This is a genomic window from Streptomyces sp. TOM-9, assembly GCF_056858595.1.
Window position 1 is genome coordinate 6,543,513 of the sequence record NZ_JBXEQB010000001.1, and the last position, 19,401, is coordinate 6,562,913.

At 72.5% G+C, this 19,401-nt stretch carries 13 protein-coding genes; 11 read left to right on the forward strand and 2 right to left on the reverse strand.

From position 1 onward, the window contains the following. Positions 1 to 93 precede the first annotated feature (93 nt). From AC1VWI_RS30585 to AC1VWI_RS30595, 3 genes are all read left to right on the forward strand, one after another. Positions 94 to 282, forward strand: a complete 189-nt coding sequence (locus AC1VWI_RS30585; protein WP_319131640.1) for a hypothetical protein — start codon at positions 94 to 96, stop codon at positions 280 to 282. Positions 283 to 457: 175 nt separating this feature from the next. Next, complete coding sequence (gene smc, locus AC1VWI_RS30590; RefSeq protein ID WP_499514211.1) at positions 458 to 4,015, forward strand: chromosome segregation protein SMC; 3,558 nt, start codon at positions 458 to 460, stop codon at positions 4,013 to 4,015. Between the two features lie 181 nt (positions 4,016 to 4,196). After that, positions 4,197 to 5,651 (forward strand): sugar porter family MFS transporter, encoded by a 1,455-nt coding sequence (locus AC1VWI_RS30595; protein WP_499514212.1) that lies wholly within the window; start codon positions 4,197 to 4,199, stop codon positions 5,649 to 5,651. 93 nt (positions 5,652 to 5,744) lie between these two features. Here the strand turns inward: AC1VWI_RS30595 and AC1VWI_RS30600 are convergent, their stop codons facing one another. Beyond that, positions 5,745 to 6,734, reverse strand: coding sequence for an LLM class flavin-dependent oxidoreductase (locus AC1VWI_RS30600; RefSeq protein ID WP_499514213.1), 990 nt, complete (start codon positions 6,732 to 6,734; stop codon positions 5,745 to 5,747). A gap of 100 nt (positions 6,735 to 6,834) precedes the next feature. Here AC1VWI_RS30600 and ftsY point away from each other — a divergent pair, with 100 nt between their 5' ends. After that, complete coding sequence (gene ftsY, locus AC1VWI_RS30605) at positions 6,835 to 8,061, forward strand: signal recognition particle-docking protein FtsY (RefSeq protein WP_499514214.1); 1,227 nt, start codon at positions 6,835 to 6,837, stop codon at positions 8,059 to 8,061. A gap of 73 nt (positions 8,062 to 8,134) precedes the next feature. On the opposite strand, the gene AC1VWI_RS30610 is transcribed toward ftsY, so the two are convergent. Beyond that, positions 8,135 to 8,809: a bifunctional DNA primase/polymerase gene (locus AC1VWI_RS30610; RefSeq protein WP_499514215.1), complete on the reverse strand. Its 675-nt coding sequence runs from the start codon at positions 8,807 to 8,809 to the stop codon at positions 8,135 to 8,137. 233 nt (positions 8,810 to 9,042) lie between these two features. Between AC1VWI_RS30610 and nsdA the strand changes: the two genes are divergently transcribed. The 7 genes from nsdA to ftsH all read left to right on the forward strand — a co-directional run bounded on the left by nsdA (position 9,043) and on the right by ftsH (position 19,400). Further along, on the forward strand, positions 9,043 to 10,557 hold the full coding sequence (gene nsdA / locus AC1VWI_RS30615; RefSeq protein WP_499514216.1) for a transcriptional repressor NsdA: 1,515 nt from the start codon (positions 9,043 to 9,045) through the stop codon (positions 10,555 to 10,557). Positions 10,558 to 10,950: 393 nt separating this feature from the next. Next, a complete protein-coding gene (locus AC1VWI_RS30620; protein WP_499514217.1) occupies positions 10,951 to 12,309 on the forward strand; it encodes an ammonium transporter in 1,359 nt (452 codons plus the stop codon). Then, positions 12,306 to 12,644 (forward strand): P-II family nitrogen regulator, encoded by a 339-nt coding sequence (locus tag AC1VWI_RS30625; RefSeq protein ID WP_018562967.1) that lies wholly within the window; start codon positions 12,306 to 12,308, stop codon positions 12,642 to 12,644. The genes AC1VWI_RS30620 and AC1VWI_RS30625 overlap by 4 nt, the downstream gene beginning before the upstream one ends. 91 nt (positions 12,645 to 12,735) lie before the next feature. Further along, positions 12,736 to 15,213 (forward strand): [protein-PII] uridylyltransferase, encoded by a 2,478-nt coding sequence (locus tag AC1VWI_RS30630; protein ID WP_499514218.1) that lies wholly within the window; start codon positions 12,736 to 12,738, stop codon positions 15,211 to 15,213. A gap of 84 nt (positions 15,214 to 15,297) precedes the next feature. Beyond that, positions 15,298 to 16,839, forward strand: a complete 1,542-nt coding sequence (gene ffh / locus AC1VWI_RS30635) for a signal recognition particle protein (RefSeq protein WP_499514219.1) — start codon at positions 15,298 to 15,300, stop codon at positions 16,837 to 16,839. Between the two features lie 74 nt (positions 16,840 to 16,913). Next, positions 16,914 to 17,429: a GNAT family N-acetyltransferase gene (locus tag AC1VWI_RS30640; protein ID WP_499514220.1), complete on the forward strand. Its 516-nt coding sequence runs from the start codon at positions 16,914 to 16,916 to the stop codon at positions 17,427 to 17,429. A gap of 36 nt (positions 17,430 to 17,465) precedes the next feature. Then, on the forward strand, positions 17,466 to 19,400 hold the full coding sequence (gene ftsH / locus AC1VWI_RS30645) for an ATP-dependent zinc metalloprotease FtsH (protein ID WP_499514221.1): 1,935 nt from the start codon (positions 17,466 to 17,468) through the stop codon (positions 19,398 to 19,400). The last annotated feature ends 1 nt before the right edge of the window (position 19,401 follow it).

Below are 19,401 nucleotides of genomic sequence, written 5' to 3' on the forward strand. Positions count from 1 at the left end.
AGCTTCGGCGCACACGGCGCGGGTGCCTATAACCCCTCACTCACGACCCACACCGCTCCCCGGTCGGTCACTCAGCGTGGAGGACCATCCATCATGGCAAAGGCGCTTCTCGGTTACGTCGGCGGCCCCGACCCTCGACTCCTCGCCGAGATGCGAAGGCTGCAGCAGCGTGTCCAGGACCTGGAAACCGAGCTCGTACGGATCCAGGCCGAGAACGATGCGCTGGCCGCTGCCTCGCACGAGCTCGTCGACGTACCTCACGCGGAGCCGGTTCTCGCCTGACCCGGCCTTTCGGCCGGTCAGGGGAAACGACTCCGTTTGGGAATGTGCAAGGGACGCCCCGGCGTCCCTTCGTCGTTTGCCGCCCCGTTCGCCCTCCCATGATCTCCGCCCTTGCATTGCATGTGCCCCCCGCATTCCTCGGTGAAACCGGGAGCGGGAGGTAGAGTCCAGCGGCGTGCACCTCAAGAGCCTGACCCTGCGCGGGTTCAAGTCATTCGCCTCGGCGACGACCCTGCGATTCGAACCCGGAATCACCTGTGTCGTCGGCCCGAACGGTTCCGGCAAGTCCAACGTCGTGGACGCGCTGTCCTGGGTCATGGGCGAACAGGGCGCCAAGTCGCTGCGCGGCGGCAAGATGGAGGACGTCATCTTCGCCGGCACGACGGGACGGCCGCCGCTCGGCCGGGCCGAGGTGTCGCTCACGATCGACAACAGCGACGGTGCCCTCCCGATCGATTACGCCGAGGTCACCATCACGCGGATCATGTTCCGCAACGGCGGCAGCGAATACCAGATCAATGGCGACACCTGCCGGTTGCTGGACATCCAGGAACTGCTCTCCGACTCCGGTATCGGCCGCGAAATGCACGTCATCGTCGGCCAGGGACAACTGGATTCGGTGCTGCACGCCGATCCGATGGGCCGCCGCGCCTTCATCGAGGAGGCGGCCGGGGTCCTCAAGCACCGCAAGCGCAAGGAAAAGGCGCTGCGCAAGCTGGACGCCATGCAGGCGAACCTGGCCCGCGTCCAGGACCTGACCGGTGAGCTGCGCCGTCAGCTCAAACCGCTGGGCCGGCAGGCACAAGTCGCCCGCCGGGCGGTGGTCATCCAGGCCGACCTGCGCGACGCCCGGCTGCGACTGCTCGCCGATGACCTGGTCACCCTGCGGAAGGCCTTGCACGCCGAGGTCGCCGACGAGGCCGCGCTCAAGGAGCGCCGCGACGCCGTCGAGGCGGAGCTGGCGGCCGCGGTACAACGCGAGGCGCGGCTGGAGGAGCAGGTCAGGGCCCTCGCGCCGCGGCTCGCCGACGCCCGGGCCACCTGGTACGGGCTGTCGCAACTGGCCGAGCGGGTGCGCGGCACCATCGGCCTGGCCGAGCAGCGCGTACGTCATGCCACGGCGCAGCCCGCCGAGGAGCGGCGCGGCCGCGATCCGGAGGACATGGAGCGCGAGGCCGCCCGCATCCGCGAACAGGAGGCGGAACTCACCGACGCCCTGGAGGCCGCCCAGCGCGCCCTGGACGACACGGTCGACCACCGGGCCGAGCTGGAACGCCGCCTCGCGGAGGAGGACAAGGCGCTCAAGGCCGCCGCCCGCGCCATCGCCGACCGCCGCGAGGGTCTGGCCCGGCTGCAGGGTCAGGTCAACGCCGCCCGTTCCAAGGCCGGATCCGCCGAGGCCGAGATCGGCCGGCTGACCGCCGCCCGTGACGAGGCGCGCGAGCGTGCCGAGTCCGCGCAGGAGGAGTACGAGGAACTCCGCAGCCGGGTCGAGGACCTGGACGCCGACGACTCCGAGCTCGACGAGCGCCTCGAAGCGGCCAAGGACGAGCAGGCCGGCGCCGACGAGGCCCACTCCGCCGCCCGCGAGGCCGCCACGACCGCCGAACGCCGGCGGGCCGCCCTCGCCGCGCGCCACGACGCGCTCGCCCTCGGCCTGCGCCGCAAGGACGGCACCGGTGCCCTGCTCGCCGCGGGCGACCGCCTGGCCGGGCTGCTCGGCCCCGCCGCCGAACTCCTCGCCGTCGCCCCGGGCCACGAGGTAGCGGTCGCGGCCGCGCTGGGCGCCGCCGCCGACGCCGTCGCCGTCTCGGGACCGTCCGCCGCCGCCGAGGCGCTGCGGCTGCTGCGCAAGGACGACGCGGGACGCGCGACGCTGCTCCTCGCCGGTGACGCCGCCCCGCAGGAGTCCGCCGAGGTGCCCCCGGGCGCGCGTGCGGCGGCCACGCTCGTCGGCGGTCCCGACGAACTGCTCCCGGCCGTGCGCCGTCTGCTGCGGGACCACGTCGTCGTGGAGAGCCTCGCCGACGCCGAGTCACTGGTCGCCGCCCACCCGCGGTTGACCGCGGTGACGGCGGAAGGCGATGTCCTCGGCGCCCACTTCGCCCACGGCGGCTCGGCCGGTGCCCCCAGCCTGCTGGAGGTGCAGGCCGCCGTCGACGAGGCGGCCGCGGAGCTGGAGGCACTGGCCGGGCGCTGCGAGGCGCTCGCGCAGGAGCAGGCCGCCGCCAAGGAACGCCGGTCGGCCGCCGCCCGGGTGGTCGACGAGCTGACGCAGCGTCGGCGGGCCGCGGAGAAGGAGAAGTCGGCCGTGGCCCAGCAACTGGGCCGGCTGGGCGGCCAGGCACGCGCCGCGGCGGGGGAGGCGGAACGTTCTGCCGCCGCCGTGGGCCGCGCCGAGGAGTCCCTGGCGGCCGCCATAGAGGAGTTCGAGGAGCTCTCCTTCCGGCTGAGCGAGGCGGAGGCCGCCCCCGCCGAGGAGGAGCCGGACACCTCCGTGCGGGACCGGCTGGCCGCCGACGGCGCCAACGCCCGTCAGACCGAGATGGAGGCGCGGCTCCAGGTCCGTACCCACGAGGAGCGGGTCAAGGGCTTGGCCGGCCGCGCCGACGGCCTGGACCGCGCCGCCCGCGCCGAGCGCGAGGCCAGGCAGCGGGCCGCCCGGCGCAAGGCGCGTCTGGAGTACGAGGCGCAGGTCGCCTCGGCGGTGCTGAAGGGCGCGCACGGCCTGCTGGCCTGCGTCCAGGTCTCGCTGGGGCGCGCGGACGAGGAACGCGGCGCGGCCGAGCGCGCCAAGGCCGAGCGCGAGGCGGAGCTGGACACCGCGCGCCGCCAGGGCCGGGAGCTGAAGTCCGAACGGGACCGGCTGACCGACTCCGTCCACAAGGGCGAGGTGCTGGGCGCCGAGAAGCGGATGAGGGTCGAGCAGCTGGAGGGCAAGGCGCTGGAGGAGTACGGCGTCGAGCCCGAGGGCCTGGTCGCGGAGTACGGGCCGGACCAGCTCGTGCCGCCGTCCCCGCCCGCCGAGGGCGAGGTGCTGCCGGAGGACCCGGAGCACCCGCGCAACACGCCGCGCCCGTACCACCGGGGCGAGCAGGAGAAGCGGCTGAAGGCGGCGGAGAGGGCGTACCAGCAGCTGGGCAAGGTCAACCCGCTGGCGCTGGAGGAGTTCGCGGCGCTGGAGGAGCGGCACAAGTTCCTGTCGGAACAGCTGGAGGACCTGAGGAAGACCCGGGCCGACCTGCTCCAGGTGGTGAAGGAGGTGGACGAGCGGGTCGAGCAGGTCTTCACCTCCGCATACCACGACACGGCGCGCGAGTTCGAGGGCGTGTTCTCCCGGCTCTTCCCCGGCGGCGAGGGCCGGCTGATCCTCACCGACCCCGAGAACATGCTCACCACCGGTGTGGAGGTGGAGGCCCGGCCGCCGGGCAAGAAGGTCAAGCGGCTGTCGCTGCTGTCGGGCGGCGAGCGCTCGCTGACCGCCGTGGCGCTGCTGGTGTCGATCTTCAAGGCCCGGCCGAGCCCGTTCTACGTGATGGACGAGGTCGAGGCCGCGCTGGACGACACCAACCTGCAGCGGCTCATCCGCATCATGCGTGAGCTGCAGGAGAGCTCGCAGCTGATCGTCATCACCCACCAGAAGCGGACCATGGAGGTCGCCGACGCGCTGTACGGCGTGTCCATGCAGGGCGACGGCGTGTCGAAGGTCATCAGTCAGCGCCTCAAGGACTGACTTCACGTTGTGAACGAATGCAGGGGATCTCTGGGAGATCCTCTACTTCGTTGCGTCGAAATGGGCGGGTTTGACTTTGAAGATTGTAGGAATAAGGTCTGCAATGTTGTTTTAGCGTTCGAGTGATGGTGACTTGGGGAGTCCCGGCACTCGTTGCTCCTGCCCCCCACCTGAGGGCTCAATGCAGAGTCCGGGAGATTCACCAGTGACCACCACCGCACCGAAGTCCCAGGCGGCCGGCCGCTCCGGCGGCCATGCCGACCACCTCGGGCACGTCATCTTCATCACCGCGGCCGCCGCCATGGGCGGCTTCCTCTTCGGCTACGACAGCTCCGTCATCAACGGGGCCGTCGAGGGCATCCGCGGGAAGTACGACATCGGCTCGGCCGCGCTCGCCCAGGTCGTCGCCATCGCGCTGATCGGCTGTGCGATCGGCGCCGCCACCGCGGGCCGCGTCGCCGACCGCATCGGGCGCATCCGCGTCATGCGGATCGCCGCCGCGCTCTTCACGGTCAGCGCCGTGGGCTCCGCCCTTCCCTTCAGCCTCTGGGACCTGGCGCTGTGGCGCGTGGTCGGCGGCTTCGCCATCGGCATGGCGTCGGTGATCGGCCCCGCCTACATCGCCGAGGTCGCGCCCGCCGCGTACCGCGGCCGGCTCGGTTCCTTCCAGCAGGCCGCGATCGTGATCGGCATCGCCGTCTCCCAGCTCGTCAACTGGGGCCTGCTCCAGGCCGCCGACGGTGACCAGCGCGGTGACCTGCTGGGCGTCGAGGCGTGGCAGGTCATGCTCGGCGTGATGGTCGTGCCCGCCGTCCTGTACGGCCTGCTGTCCTTCGCGATCCCCGAGTCGCCCCGCTTCCTGATCTCCGCCGGCCGGACCGCCGACGCCGAGAAGGTGCTGCGCGACGTCGAGGGCGAGCACACCGACACGGGCGCACGGGTCGCCGAGATCCGCGAGCACATGCGCAGCGAGCACCGCTCCCGCTTCAAGGACCTGCTCGGCGGGCGCTTCGGGTTCGCCCCGATCGTGTGGGTCGGCATCGGGCTGTCGGTGTTCCAGCAGCTCGTCGGCATCAACGTGATCTTCTACTACTCGGCCACCCTCTGGCAGTCCGTGGGCGTCGACCCGAGCAGCTCGTTCTTCTACTCCTTCACCACGTCGATCATCAACATCATCGGCACCGTGATCGCGATGCTGTTCGTCGACCGGATCGGCCGCAAGCCGCTCGCCCTCATCGGTTCCGTCGGCATGGCGGTCTCGCTGGGCCTGGTCGCCTGGGCCTTCTCCCACAAGACCGGCACCGGCGGCCACATCAGCCTCCCCGGCACCGAGGGCGCCGTGGCACTCGTCGGCGCGCACGCCTTCGTGCTCTTCTTCGCCCTGTCGTGGGGCGTCGTGGTGTGGGTCTTCCTCGGCGAGATGTTCCCGAACCGGATCCGCGCCGCCGCGCTCGGCGTCGCCGCCTGCGCGCAGTGGATCGCCAACTGGGTGATCACGGCCAGTTTCCCCAGCCTGTCGGACTGGAACCTGTCGCTGACCTACGTGATCTACACGGCCTTCGCCGCGCTCTCCATCCCCTTCGTCGTCAAGTTCGTCCCGGAGACGAAGGGCAAGACCCTGGAGGAGATGGGCTGACCGGCCCCGCCCGCTTCCGCCGCGCCGCCCCCCTGGTGCCCCTCCGGGCCCGGGGGCGGCGCCGTGCGCCGGGCCGCTCGCGGCCGGGCCCGGTCAGTCCTTGAGCCGGGGCAGTACCTGCTCCGCGAACAGGCGCAGGCTCCGCCAGCCCTCCTCGACCGGCATGCCCCCGCACAACGGGTGCAGCACGAGGGCGGCGGCCGGGTCGGTGCTCGCCTCCGCGAAGGCGACGCACTCGTCGGGGGTGACCACGCGGTAGACGCCCTCGCGGCGCAGTTCCTCCGGGGAGGCCGCGCTGGAGCGCACCGCCGAGCGGATGCCGGCGGACTGCCAGGAGGCGTAGGTGGCGGCCTCGTGGAACAGGTGCCGCCCGTACTCGGCCCAGGTGCGGTCGGGGTCCTCGGACAGGTGGAGCAGCGGCACCTGCGGCGGGGGCATCAGGCACCAGCCCTCGGTGCGGTGCTCGGCGAGCTGCTCCCGGTAGTACGTCTCCAGCTCCGGGAGGTGGGCGCTGGGGAAGAACGGCAGGCCGAACCGTGCCGCCCGGCGCGCCGCGGCACGCGAGCTGCCGCCGACGATCAGCAGCGGGTGCGGGGAGCTGTGGGGGCGGGGCGTGACCCGGACGGTCCGGCCGCGGAAGACGAAGGGCTCACCGGTCCACGCCGTGAGCAGCGTCTCCAGCAGCTCGTCCTGGAGGGCGCCGCGCCGGTGCCAGTCCACCCCGAGGGCCTCGTACTCCTCCGGGCGGTAGCCGATGCCGGCGACGGTGACCAGCCGGCCGCCGCCGACGTGGTCGAGCACCGCGAGGTCCTCCGCCAGCCGCAGCGGGTCGTACAGCGGTCCGATCAGCGCGGAGACGGTGACCGCGATCCGGCGGGTCGCGCCGAGGACCGCCCCCGCGAAGGTCAGGGGCGAGGGCAGCCAGCCGTCGGGGGAGCCGTGGTGCTCCTCGGTCTGGAGGGTGGCGACGCCGTGTTCGTCGGCGTACGCGGCCATCTCCAGGGCGGCCCGGTAGCGGTGGCTCAGCGCCCCGGGCGCGGCCGCGGGGTCGACGAGGTTGAAACGTACGACAGTGGCGGGCATGCGCCGACGTTAGCTGACGAACCGTCAGATGAACAGAGTCACGGACGCCCGCCGGGTGGCTCCCGGGAGGGCGCGCCGCGTGACCGATACTGGACGGGTTATGGAAACCGTCATTCTTGCCGTAGTCATCGCCCTGGTCGTGATCCTGGCGGCCGGCGGGCTGGTGGTGGGCAGCCGCCGCAGGAAGCAGCTGCCCCCCGCACCGCCCACCGAGCAGCCGACGATCACCGCGCCCCCCGCCGAACCGCAGATCGGCGACGAGGCGGAGGCCCCGCGGGACGAACCCCGCCGGACCATCGAAGAGGTCGAGCTCCCCGAGTCGGAAGACGCCTCCGCCGGCGGCGTCCTCGTCGAGGAGCGCCCGGCCGCCCCCGAGATCGAGCGGCCCGAGCCCACCGCCGGCCGTCTGGTGCGGCTGCGCTCCCGGCTCTCGCGCTCGCAGAACGCGCTCGGCAAGGGGCTGCTCACGCTGCTCGCGCGCGAGCACCTCGACGAGGACACGTGGGAGGAGGTCGAGGACACCCTGCTCACCGCGGACGTCGGGGTCGCCCCCACCCAGGAACTCGTGGAGCGGCTGCGCACCCGGGTGAAGGTGCTCGGCACCCGCACCCCCGCCGACCTGCGGCAGCTGCTGCGCGAGGAACTGCTGACCCTGATCGGCACGGATCTGGACCGCACGCTCCACACGGACGGGCTGCCGAACGGGGACGGGGCCGACCAGCCGGCCGTGCTGATGGTCGTCGGCGTCAACGGCACCGGCAAGACCACCACCACCGGCAAGCTCGCCCGGGTCCTGGTGGCCGACGGCCGCAGCGTCGTGCTGGGCGCCGCCGACACCTTCCGTGCCGCCGCCGCGGACCAGCTGCAGACCTGGGGCGAGCGCGTCGGCGCCCGCACCGTGCGCGGTCCCGAGGGCGGCGACCCGGCGTCGGTCGCCTTCGACGCGGTGAAGGAGGGCATCGCCGAGGGTGCGGACGTCGTGCTCATCGACACCGCGGGCCGGCTGCACACCAAGACCGGCCTGATGGACGAGCTCGGCAAGGTCAAGCGCGTCGTGGAGAAGCACGGCCCGGTGGACGAGGTCCTGCTGGTCCTGGACGCCACGACGGGTCAGAACGGACTGGTGCAGGCCCGGGTCTTCGCCGAGGTCGTCGACATCACCGGCATCGTGCTCACCAAGCTCGACGGCACCGCCAAGGGCGGCATCGTCGTCGCCGTCCAGCGCGAGCTGGGCGTTCCGGTCAAGCTGATCGGCCTGGGCGAGGGGGCGGACGACCTCGCGCCGTTCGAGCCCGAGGCCTTCGTGGACGCGCTGATCGGCTCGTAGCCGGCGGCGTCCGCGGACGAGCGGACATGTGGACAAGGGGCGCACTCCCACGAGTGCGCCCCTTGCTCGTTGTTCACGCGTACGCGCGGTCCCGGTGGCAGACGTACGCCAGCGTGCCGAGCAGCAGCCGGGCCTCCGGCGGCTGGCGGGCGGCGTCCAGCGCCGGCGGCCGCAGCCAGCGGACCGGGCCGAGGCCGCCGAGGTCGGAGGGCGGGGCGGTCACGTGGTCGCCCGGCCCGAGGCAGCGCAGGTCGAGGTCGGCGTCGTCCCAGCCCATGCGGTACAGCAGGTGCGGGAGCTCGGCGGCGGCCCCCGGCGCGACGAAGAACTGCGCCCGGCCGTCCGGGGTGGCGATGACCGGGCCGAGACGCAGCCCCATGCGCTCCAGGCGCACCAGGGCGCGTACGCCGGATCGTTCCGCCACGTCGATCACGTCGAAGGCGCGTCCCACGGGGAGCATCAGCGCCGCGCCCGGCACGCGCTCCCAGGCGGCCACGGCCTCCTCGAGGGTGGCCCCGGCCGGCACCTCGCCGGCGAACTCCAGTGCGTGGGCGCCCGGTGCCTTGCACCCCGGGTCACCGCAGGAGCACTGCCCGCCCCCGCGCGTGGCGCGCGCACCCGGCGCCACCGCCCATCCGCACAACCCGGTGTACTCCGCCACGGTGGTGCACGCCGAGGCGTGCGTCCGGCGGCGCGCGCCGGAGCGGATGTGTCGCATCTCCCGCATGCTGCCGATCGTGAAGCCCATGACACCCCCAACGGGTCGCAGTTGCCGATGGTTACGCCCGTGCCTGATCGGCATGTGTCAAGTGAATCGCGCCGTGTGCACATGTAGTTCATTCGAAGGGGTGGCGAATGGTGGCGTTTTCGCTGGAGGCATCGCCGGATGGGTGATCGTAGGATTACTTTCGGTTTGCAAGCCCCGGAAGTGTGCGGGCCGGCGGGTATGCCGGAGGCAAGACTCGTAGGACACTGAGGCACATGGGGGCCAGGCAGGCAACGGCCCTCATCCCCGGAGGTGTTGGGCGACGGAATGGGGGCGTCACGGTGGGCGGCACACAGGACAAGCAGCCCAACGCGCAGTTGACCTCTTGGTTTGTGCGCAGCGGCTGGTCCAAGGGCGAACTCGCCCGTCAGGTGAACCGCAGAGCACGCCAGATGGGCGCGCTGCACGTCAGCACGGACACCTCACGGGTGCGCCGCTGGCTGGACGGCGAACAGCCGCGCGAACCCATCCCGCGCATCCTGTCCGAGCTGTTCTCCGAACGCTTCGGCACCGTCGTCCCGGTGGAGGACCTCGGCCTGCGCCCCGCCCACCAGCCGCCCGCCGCGACCGGCGTGGACCTGCCGTGGGCCGGGCCGCAGACGGTCCAGCTGATCAACGAGTTCTCCCGCAGCGACCTGATGCTCGGCCGCCGCGGCTTCCTCGGGACCTCCCTGGCGCTGGCCGCCGGCCCCGCCCTCGTCGAGCCGATGCAGCGCTGGCTGGTGCCCACCCCCGCGTCCGGCGCCGACGTCCCCCCGCCGCGCGAGTCCGGCGGCAGGGTCCGGCTCTCCGAGCCCGAGCTGGAGCTGCTGGAGGCCACCACGGTGATGTTCCGGCAGTGGGACAACCAGTGCGGCGGCGGCCTGCGCCGCAAGGCCGTGGTGGGCCAGCTGCACGAGGTCACCGACCTGCTCCAGGAGTCCCATCCGCAGTCCGTCGCCAAGCGGCTCTACCGCGTCACCGCGGAGCTCGCCGCGCTCGCCGGCTGGATGTCCTACGACGTCGGCCTGCACCCCACGGCGCAGAAGTACCTGGTCCTGGCCCTGCACGCGGCCAAGGAGGCGGACGACCGCCCGCTGGGTGCCTTCGTCCTGTCCAGCATGAGCCGCCAGATGATCCACCTGGACCGGCCCGACGACGCACTGGAACTCATCCACCTGGCGCAGTACGGCAGCAGGGACAGCGCGACCGCCACCACCCAGGCGATGCTGTACGCGATGGAGGCCCGCGCCTACGCCAACATGGGCCAGGTCAGCAAGTGCCACCGCGCCGTGCGGATGGCCGAGGACTCCTACACCGACTCCCGCCCCACCGAGGACCCGGACTGGATCAGCTTCTTCAACGAGGCCGAGCTCAACGCCGAGAACGCCCACTCCTACCGTGACCTGGCGTACGTGGCCGGCCGCAGCCCCACGTACGCCTCGCTGGCCCACCCGGTGATGCAGCGGGCCGTCGAGCTCTTCTCCCAGGACACCGTCCACCAGCGCGCCTACGCCCTCAATCTGATCGGCATGGCCACCGTGCACCTGCTCCAGCGGAGCCCGGAGGAGGCCGCCGGCCTCACCGTCCAGGCCATCGACGTCGCCAGGCACGTGCGCTCCGAGCGGGTGAACACCCGCATCCGCAAGACCGCCGACACCGCGCTGCGCGACTACGGCAAGATCGCCGAGGTCGCCCAGCTCAGCGAGCGCCTGGCGTCCGACCTCCCCGAGGTCGCCGGGACCGCCTGACCCGGCGGTCCACCCCGAACCCCGGCCGCGGCCGGCCATCCCGACAGCCCGACTCGGCTCCCCCATGCCAGGTCAACCGGGTGGCCCGCCGCGGCCGGTCCTCGTTCACCGACCCGTCCGTTCGACGGCGTGGCGAGGTTTGTACACCCCGGCCCGCGCGGCACGTATACAGCTCGTCGGCCCGCCCGAGGGGTCACGGAGTCGTGACGGCGTCGTCATGGCGGCGCCCGCTGGGGTGGCGGTTCATCCCGACGTAACACGGACGACTTCTTCGTCACGGTTCCGAAACACCCGATGGCGTCGACGGAAACCCGGCTGGGACAACCTCATGGCGAAAACCGGCCCATCGAGCCCACTTCCCGCACGGGCCGTTCGGATGACGAGGAGACGCCGATGGCAGCAGGCTTCTTGACGCTTGCCGCAGATACGCCCACGCTCGACAGCGGTAGCACGGCGTTCATGCTGCTGAGCGCAGCGCTGGTGCTCGTGATGACCCCCGGTCTCGCCTTCTTCTACGGCGGCATGGTGCGGGTCAAGAGCGTGCTGAACATGCTGATGATGAGCTTCATCGCCATCGGCATCGTCACCGTGCTGTGGACGCTCTACGGTTTCACCGTCGCATTCGACTCCGGCAACGCCTTCTTCGGCGGCTTCGACTGGGCCGGCATGCGCAACATCGGGATCTCCCAGCTGTGGGACGGCTACACCATCCCGGTCTACGTCTTCGCCGTCTTCCAGCTGATGTTCGCGATCATCACGCCCGCCCTGATCAGCGGCGCCCTCGCGGACCGGGTGAAGTTCACCGCCTGGTCGCTCTTCGTGGCCCTGTGGGCGACGGTCGTGTACTTCCCGGTCGCCCACATGGTCTGGGCGTCGGACGGCTTCCTCTTCACCCGCGGCGTGATCGACTTCGCCGGCGGTACGGCGGTGCACATCAACGCCGGTGCCGCGGCGCTCGGCGTGATCCTCGTCATCCGCAAGCGCGTGGGCTTCAAGAAGGACCCGTTCCGCCCGCACAACCTGCCGCTGGTCATGCTCGGCGCCGGCCTGCTGTGGTTCGGCTGGTTCGGGTTCAACGCCGGCTCCTGGCTCGCCTCCGACGGCGTCGCGGCCGTGGCCTTCACCAACACCCAGGTCGCCACCGCCTCCGCGATGCTCGGCTGGCTCGCCTACGAGAAGATCAAGCACGGCTCCTTCACCACCCTGGGCGCCGCCTCCGGCGCGGTCGCCGGTCTGGTCGCCATCACCCCGGCCTGCGGCTCGGTCAGCCCGCTCGGCGCGATCGCGGTCGGTGTCATCGCCGGTGTGGCCTGCGCCGCCGCGGTCGGCCTCAAGTACAAGTTCGGCTACGACGACTCCCTCGACGTGGTCGGCGTCCACATGGTCGGCGGCATCGTCGGCTCCCTGCTCATCGGCTTCTTCGCCACCGGCGGGGTCGGCCAGACCGCCAAGGGCGTCTTCTACGGCGGCGGCTTCGACCAGCTGTGGAAGCAGTTCCTGGGTGTCGGCGTGGTCCTGTTCTACTCGCTGATCGCCTCGGCGATCCTTGCCAAGCTCATCGACCTGGTGATCGGATTCACCGTCAGCGAGGACACCGAGGTCGCGGGCATCGACCAGGCCGAGCACGCGGAGACCGGCTACGACTTCGCGGGCGTGGCCGGCGCGGTCCGCTCCGCCCTCTCCTCCCTGGACAGCAGCAGCGGCAGCGGCACCCAGGTGACCGACGCCCCGTCGAAGAAGGTGGACGCGTGAAGCTCATCACCGCGGTCGTGAAGCCGCACCGGCTGGACGAGATCAAGGAGGCGCTCCAGGCCTTCGGCGTCCAGGGCCTGACGGTCACCGAGGCCAGTGGCTACGGCCGCCAGCGGGGCCACACCGAGGTCTACCGTGGTGCCGAGTACACCGTGGACCTGGTGCCCAAGATCCGCATCGAGGTGCTCGTCGAGGACGGCGACGCCGACCAGCTGATCGACGTCATCGTCAAGGCCGCCCGCACCGGCAAGATCGGTGACGGCAAGGTCTGGAGCATCCCGGTCGAGACCGCCGTACGGGTCCGGACCGGGGAGCGCGGCCCGGACGCGCTCTGAGGACGCGGGGGCGCGGCCGGGACTCCGGCCGCGCCCTTTCGCACCACCGAACCCGAGCAGTTCCACCGCACGGCCTGCGACTGGAGACAGTGTGACGGAGAACGTCGACGCGAAAGCCCACGACGGACACGCCCCTGCAGGCTATGCGGCGGCCCGGCTGGCCCTCCTGAACGGCGAGGGCCCGTCCGGGCCGCCGCGGCGCAAGGCGCTGGCCTCCCTGACCGACGCCTGGCTCGCCGACCTCGCCCGCGGCGCGGCCGACCGGACCGGGGCGCGGGGCTGGTCGCTGGTCGCCGTCGGCGGCTACGGCAGGGGGGAGCTCTCCCCGCGCAGCGACCTCGACCTGCTGCTGCTCCACGACGGCTCCGCCGGGCCCGCGGACGTCGCCGGCCTCGCCGACGGGATCTGGTACCCGGTCTGGGACCTGGGCGTCGCCCTCGACCACTCCGTCCGCACCCCCGCCGAGGCCCGCAAGACCGCCGCCGAGGACCTCAAGGTCCAGCTCGGCCTCCTCGACGCCCGCCACATCGCGGGCGACGCCGCCCTCACGGCCTCCCTGCGCACCGCGGTGCTCGCCGACTGGCGCAACCAGGCGCCCAAGCGGCTCCCCGCGCTCCACGAGCTGTGCCTGGAGCGCGCCGAACGCCACGGCGAGCTCTCGTACCTGCTGGAGCCCGACCTCAAGGAGGCCCGCGGCGGGCTGCGCGACGCCACCGCCCTGCGCGCCGTCGCCGCCTCCTGGCTCGCCGACGCGCCCCGCGAGGGCCTGGAGGACGCCCGGACCCGGCTGCTCGACGCCCGGGACGCCCTCCACCTGGTGACCGGCCGCGCCACCGACCGGCTGGCCCTGCAGGAGCAGGACCAGGTGGCCGGCGCACTCGGCCTGCTCGACGCCGACGCGCTGCTGCGCCAGGTGTACGAGGCCGCCCGGACCGTCGGCTACGCCTTCGACGTCACCTGGCGCGAGGTCGGCCGGGTCCTGCGCTCCCGCCAGATGCGGCCCCGCCGCCGCGGGCTGCTCGGCCGCTCCCGTCCCGAACAGAGCACGAACGGGCCCGAGCGCACCCCGCTGGCCGACGGCGTCGTGGAGCACGAGGGCGAGGCCGTCCTCGCGCTCACGGCCAGGCCCGAGCGCGACCCGGTGCTGCCGCTGCGCGCCGCCGCGGCCGCCGCCGAGCACGGCGTACCGCTGTCGCTGCACGCGGTCCGCCGGCTGAGCGTGGCCCAGGCCACCCGGCCGCTGCCGGTGCCGTGGCCCGCCGAGGCCCGCGAACAGCTCGTGACGCTGCTTGGCGCGGGGGAGTCCACCGTCCAGGTGTGGGAGGCACTGGAGGCCGCGGGCATGATCACGCGGCTGCTCCCCGACTGGGAACGGGTCCGCTGCCGCCCGCAGCGCAACGCGGTGCACATCTGGACCGTCGACCGGCACCTCATCGAGTGCGCGGTGCGCGCCTCGCGCCTGACCCGCCGGGTGGGCCGCCCCGACCTGCTGCTCATCGCCGCCCTGCTGCACGACATCGGCAAGGGCTGGCCAGGCGACCACTCCGAGGCCGGCGAGGTCATCGCCCGCGACGTGGCGGCCCGCTTCGGCTTCGGCCGCGCCGACGTGGAGACGCTGGCCCTGCTGGTCCGCCACCACCTGCTGCTGATCGAGACCGCGACCCGGCGCGACCTGGACGACCCCGCCACCGTGCAGAGCGTCGCCGAGGCCGTTCGAGACTCCGAGACGCTGGAGCTGCTCCACGCGCTGACCGAGGCGGACGCCCTCGCCACCGGGCCGGCCGCCTGGAGCGCCTGGCGGTCCTCACTCGTCGGCGACCTGGTCAAGCGGGTCGCCGCCGTGCTGGTGAGCGGGGCGGTGCCCGGGCCCGCCGACCCCGAGCCCACCGCGGAGGAGGAGCGCCTGGCGGTCGAGGCGGCGCGCACCGGGGGCCCGGTCATCGCGCTGCACGCCCACGCCGAGCCCGACCCCGACGGGGTCCCGCGGACCGCGGACGGCGAACCCGAGCCCGTCGGCGTGGAGCTGCTGCTCGCCGTCCCCGACCGGCCCGGGCTGCTGGCGGCGGCGGCGGGCGTGCTCGCCCTGCACCGGCTCACCGTCCGGGCCGCCGACCTGCGCGCGGTCGACCCCATCCACCAGGGCCCGGTGACCCTCCTGCGCTGGCGGGTGGCCGCCGAGTACGGCTCGCTGCCCGAGGCGGCACGGCTGCGCAACGACTTCGCCCGGGCCTTCGCGGGCTCCCTCGACATCGAGGCACGGCTGGCGGAGCGGGAGTCCGCGTACCCCCGCCGTCGCGGGGTCACGCCCCCTCCGCCCCGCGTCACCGTCGCCCCCGGCAGCTCCAGCGCCGCGACCGTCATCGAGGTCCGCGCCCACGACGCCCCGGGGCTGCTGCACCGCATCGGCCGGGCCCTGGAGTCCACCGGCGTGAACGTCAGGTCCGCCCGGATCAGTACGCTCGGCGCCAACGCGGTGGACGCGTTCTACGTCACGGACACCGCGGGCGATCCGCTTCCCGACGTACGGGCGGCCGAGGTCGCCGACGAGGTGGAGCGGGCCCTGCGCTGACGCGGTGGAGACCATTCGCGGCCCGGGCGGATACCCTTGAGGACGACCTATCACCCGCCCCCGACCTGAGGATCCGCGACCGACGTGTTCGACACCCTTTCCGACCGCCTCGCAGCGACGTTCAAGAACCTCCGGGGCAAGGGCCGCCTTTCCGAGGCGGACATCGACGCCACCGCGCGCGAGATCCGCATCGCGCTGCTGGAGGCGGACGTCGCGCTGCCGGTGGTGCGCGCCTTCATCAAGCAGGTCAAGGAGCGGGCGACCGGGGCCGAGGTCTCCCAGGCGCTGAACCCCGCCCAGCAGGTCATCAAGATCGTCAACGACGAGCTCGTGGGCATCCTCGGCGGTGAGACCCGCCGGCTGCGGTTCGCCAAGCAGCCGCCGACCGTGATCATGCTGGCCGGTCTGCAGGGTGCGGGCAAGACGACGCTGGCCGGCAAGCTCGGCCGCTGGCTGCAGGGCCAGGGCCACGCCCCGCTGCTGGTCGCCGCGGACCTCCAGCGTCCCAACGCCGTCAACCAGCTCCAGGTCGTCGCGGAGCGGGCGGGCGTCGCGGTCTTCGCGCCGGAGCCCGGCAACGGTGTGGGCGATCCGGTCCAGGTCGCCAAGGACTCCCTCGACCACGCCCGCACCAAGCAGTACGACGTCGTCATCGTCGACACCGCCGGCCGCCTCGGCATCGACGCCGAGATGATGCAGCAGGCCGCGGACATCCGCGACGCCGTGCAGCCCGACGAGATCCTCTTCGTCGTCGACGCCATGATCGGACAGGACGCGGTCAACACCGCCGAGGCCTTCCGTGACGGCGTCGGCTTCGACGGCGTGGTGCTCTCCAAGCTCGACGGCGACGCCCGCGGTGGTGCGGCGCTCTCCATCGCGCACGTCACCGGCCGCCAGATCATGTTCGCCTCCAACGGCGAGAAGCTGGACGACTTCGACGCCTTCCACCCCGACCGGATGGCCTCGCGCATCCTGGGCATGGGTGACGTCCTCAGCCTGATCGAGAAGGCCGAGCAGACCTTCAGCCAGGCCGAGGCCCAGAAGATGGCCGAGAAGCTGGCCAAGGGTCCCAAGGAGTTCACCCTCGACGACTTCCTCCAGCAGATGGAGCAGGTCCGCAAGATGGGCTCGATCTCCAAGCTGCTCGGCATGCTCCCGGGCATGGGCCAGATCAAGGACCAGATCAACAACCTCGACGAGCGCGACGTGGACCGCACGGCCGCGATCATCAAGTCGATGACCCCGGGTGAGCGCCAGGACCCCACGATCATCAACGGCTCCCGCCGCGCCCGCATCGCCCGCGGTTCGGGTGTGGACGTCAGCGCCGTGAAGAGCCTGGTGGAGCGGTTCTTCGAGGCCCGCAAGATGATGTCGCGGATGGCGCAGGGCGGTATCCCGGGGATGCCCGGCATGCCGGGGCTGGGCGGCGGCGCACGTCAGAAGAAGCAGCAGAAGAAGGCCAAGGGCAAGCGGCAGAGCGGCAACCCGCTCAAGCGCGCCGAGCAGGAGAAGGCCGACGCCGCCCGTCGCGAGCAGCAGCAGGCCGGTGGCGCCTTCGGCCTGCCGGCCGGCCAGGACGGCCAGAACTTCGAACTGCCCGACGAGTTCAAGAAGTTCATGGGCTGACCCAGGCCCGTGTCCGTACGGCGGCGGCGCCCCCTGCGCAGGGGGCGCCGCCGCCGCGCGTGCATCATGGACCCATGCGCGTACACATCCGTCCCCCGGAGCCGGCCGACGCCCCCGCCTACCGGGAGGCGGTGCTGCGCTCCGCCGAGCACGTCGGCCGGTGGAACCCGGTCGAACCCGACGGGCTGCCCGAACTGCTGCGGCGCCAGGGGCCCGTGCTGCGGACGTTCCTGATCCTCGACGAGGAGAGCGGCGGGATCGTCGGCAAGTGCAACGTGGCCAACATCGTTATGGGGCGCTTCCGCAACGGCAGCCTGGGCTACGACAGCTACGTGCCCTTCGCCGGGACCGGGCGGATGAGCGAGGGCCTGCGGCTGGTCGTCGACCGCTGCTTCGCCCCCGAACCGCGGGGCCTGGGCCTGCACCGGCTGGAGATCAACGTGCAGCCGGAGAACGAACGGTCCGTCGCCATGGCCAAGCGCCTCGGTTTCCGCCACGAGGGCTTCACGCCCCGGATGCTCTACCTGAACGACGCCTGGCGCGATCACGAGCGCTTCGCACTCACCGCCGAGGAGTGGCCGGGGGCCTGAGGGGCGCCGGAGCGGCACTGTCCTTATTGTCAGGATATGGGCAATCCCGTACCGCCCCGGCAGAATCCGGACGACCCATGGCGGACGGAGGGCGCGCCAGCCTCGCCGCCCACCCGGCGACGGCGCCGCATGGGCGGCTGGGGCGGCATGATCCTGACGGCGCTCGTCGTCTTCCTCATCACCGACCTGGTGCTCTCGTTCTTCACCGGGTCCCGGCCGACCACGATCTCGTACACCGAGTTCAACCGGCAGCTGGCCACGGACAACATCTCGAAGATCTACTCCAAGGGCGACTCCATCGAGGGGCAGCTCAAGAAGAAGCAGGACGTGCCGGGGGCGGACGAGGGCACGTACATGCAGTTCAAGACCCAGCGGCCGGTCTTCGCCGACGACGACCTGTGGGCGACCCTGACGAAGAACAAGGTCACCGTCACCGCCGAACCCGTGGTCCAGCAGCGCGGCCTGCTCTACAACCTGCTGCTCTCGCTCGCCCCGGTGCTGCTGCTGGTCCTGCTCTGGCTCTACGTCTCCCGCCGGATGAGCAAGCTCGCGGGCGGGCTCGGCGGCCTGGGCGGCCTCGGCCGCAGGGCCCCGCCGACGCCGGTCGTCCCGGAGGCGGGCCGCCGCACCACCTTCGCCGACGTGGCGGGCATCGACGAGGTGGAGGCCGAGCTCAACGAGGTCGTCGACTTCCTCAAGCGCCCGCAGGCCTACCGGGCGCTCGGGGCGCGGATGCCGCGCGGCGTGCTGCTCGCAGGACCGCCCGGCACCGGAAAGACCCTGCTCGCCCGGGCCGTGGCCGGCGAGGCCGACGTACCGTTCTTCTCCGCCTCCGCCTCCGAGTTCATCGAGATGATCGTCGGGGTCGGCGCGGGCCGGGTGCGCGAGCTGTTCGCCGAGGCCCGCAAGGTCGCCCCGGCGATCATCTTCATCGACGAGATCGACACCATCGGCCGTGCCCGCGGCGCCGCGGGCGGCATCGGCGGCCACGACGAACGGGAGCAGACCCTCAACCAGATCCTCACCGAGATGGACGGCTTCTCCGGCTCCGAGGGCGTCGTCGTCACGGCCGCCACCAACCGGCCCGACGTCCTCGACCCCGCCCTGACCCGGCCCGGCCGCTTCGACCGCGTCGTCCACGTCAGCCCGCCCGACCGTACGGGCCGCGAGGCGATCCTCCGCATCCACCTGCGCCAGGTCCCCCTGGAGGGCGGCATCGACCTGACCGCGGTGGCCCGTGCGACGCCGGGGATGACGGGCGCCGAACTCGCCAACCTCGCCAACGAGGCCGCGCTGCTCGCCGTCAAGCGCGGCAAGGGCGCCGTCGGGCAGGGCGAGCTCTCCGACGCCCTGGAGAAGGTGCAGCTGGGCGCGGCACGCCCGCTCGTGATCCCCATCGAGGAGCGCCGCCGTACCGCCTACCACGAGTCCGGGCACGCCCTGCTCGGCATGCTGCACCCGGGCGCCGACCCCGTACGCAAGATCACCATCGTCCCGCGCGGCCGCGCCCTCGGCGTCACCCTCTCCACCCCCGACTCCGACCGCTACGCGTACACCGAGGAGTACCTGCGCGGCCGGATCATCGGCGCGCTCGGCGGCATGGCCGCCGAGCACGTCGTCTTCGGGGTGATCACCACCGGCGCCGAGAACGACCTGGAGCAGGTCACCAACGTCGTCCGGGGCATGGTCGGCCGCTGGGGCATGAGCGAGAAGGTCGGCCCGCTCTCGGCGATCCCGGCCGACTCCCAGCAGCCCTACGGACTGTCCGCCGCCCCCGCCACCCTCGACGTGATCGACGCCGAGATGCGCAGGATCGTGGACGAGTGCTACGGGACGGCCTGCCGGCTGCTGGGCCGGCACCGCGAGCAACTGGACGCCCTCGCGGAGCGGCTGCTGGAGGCCGAGACGCTGGAGGAGGACGAGGCCTACGAGGCGGCGGGCATCCCACGGCTCGCGAAGGCCGTCGAGTAGC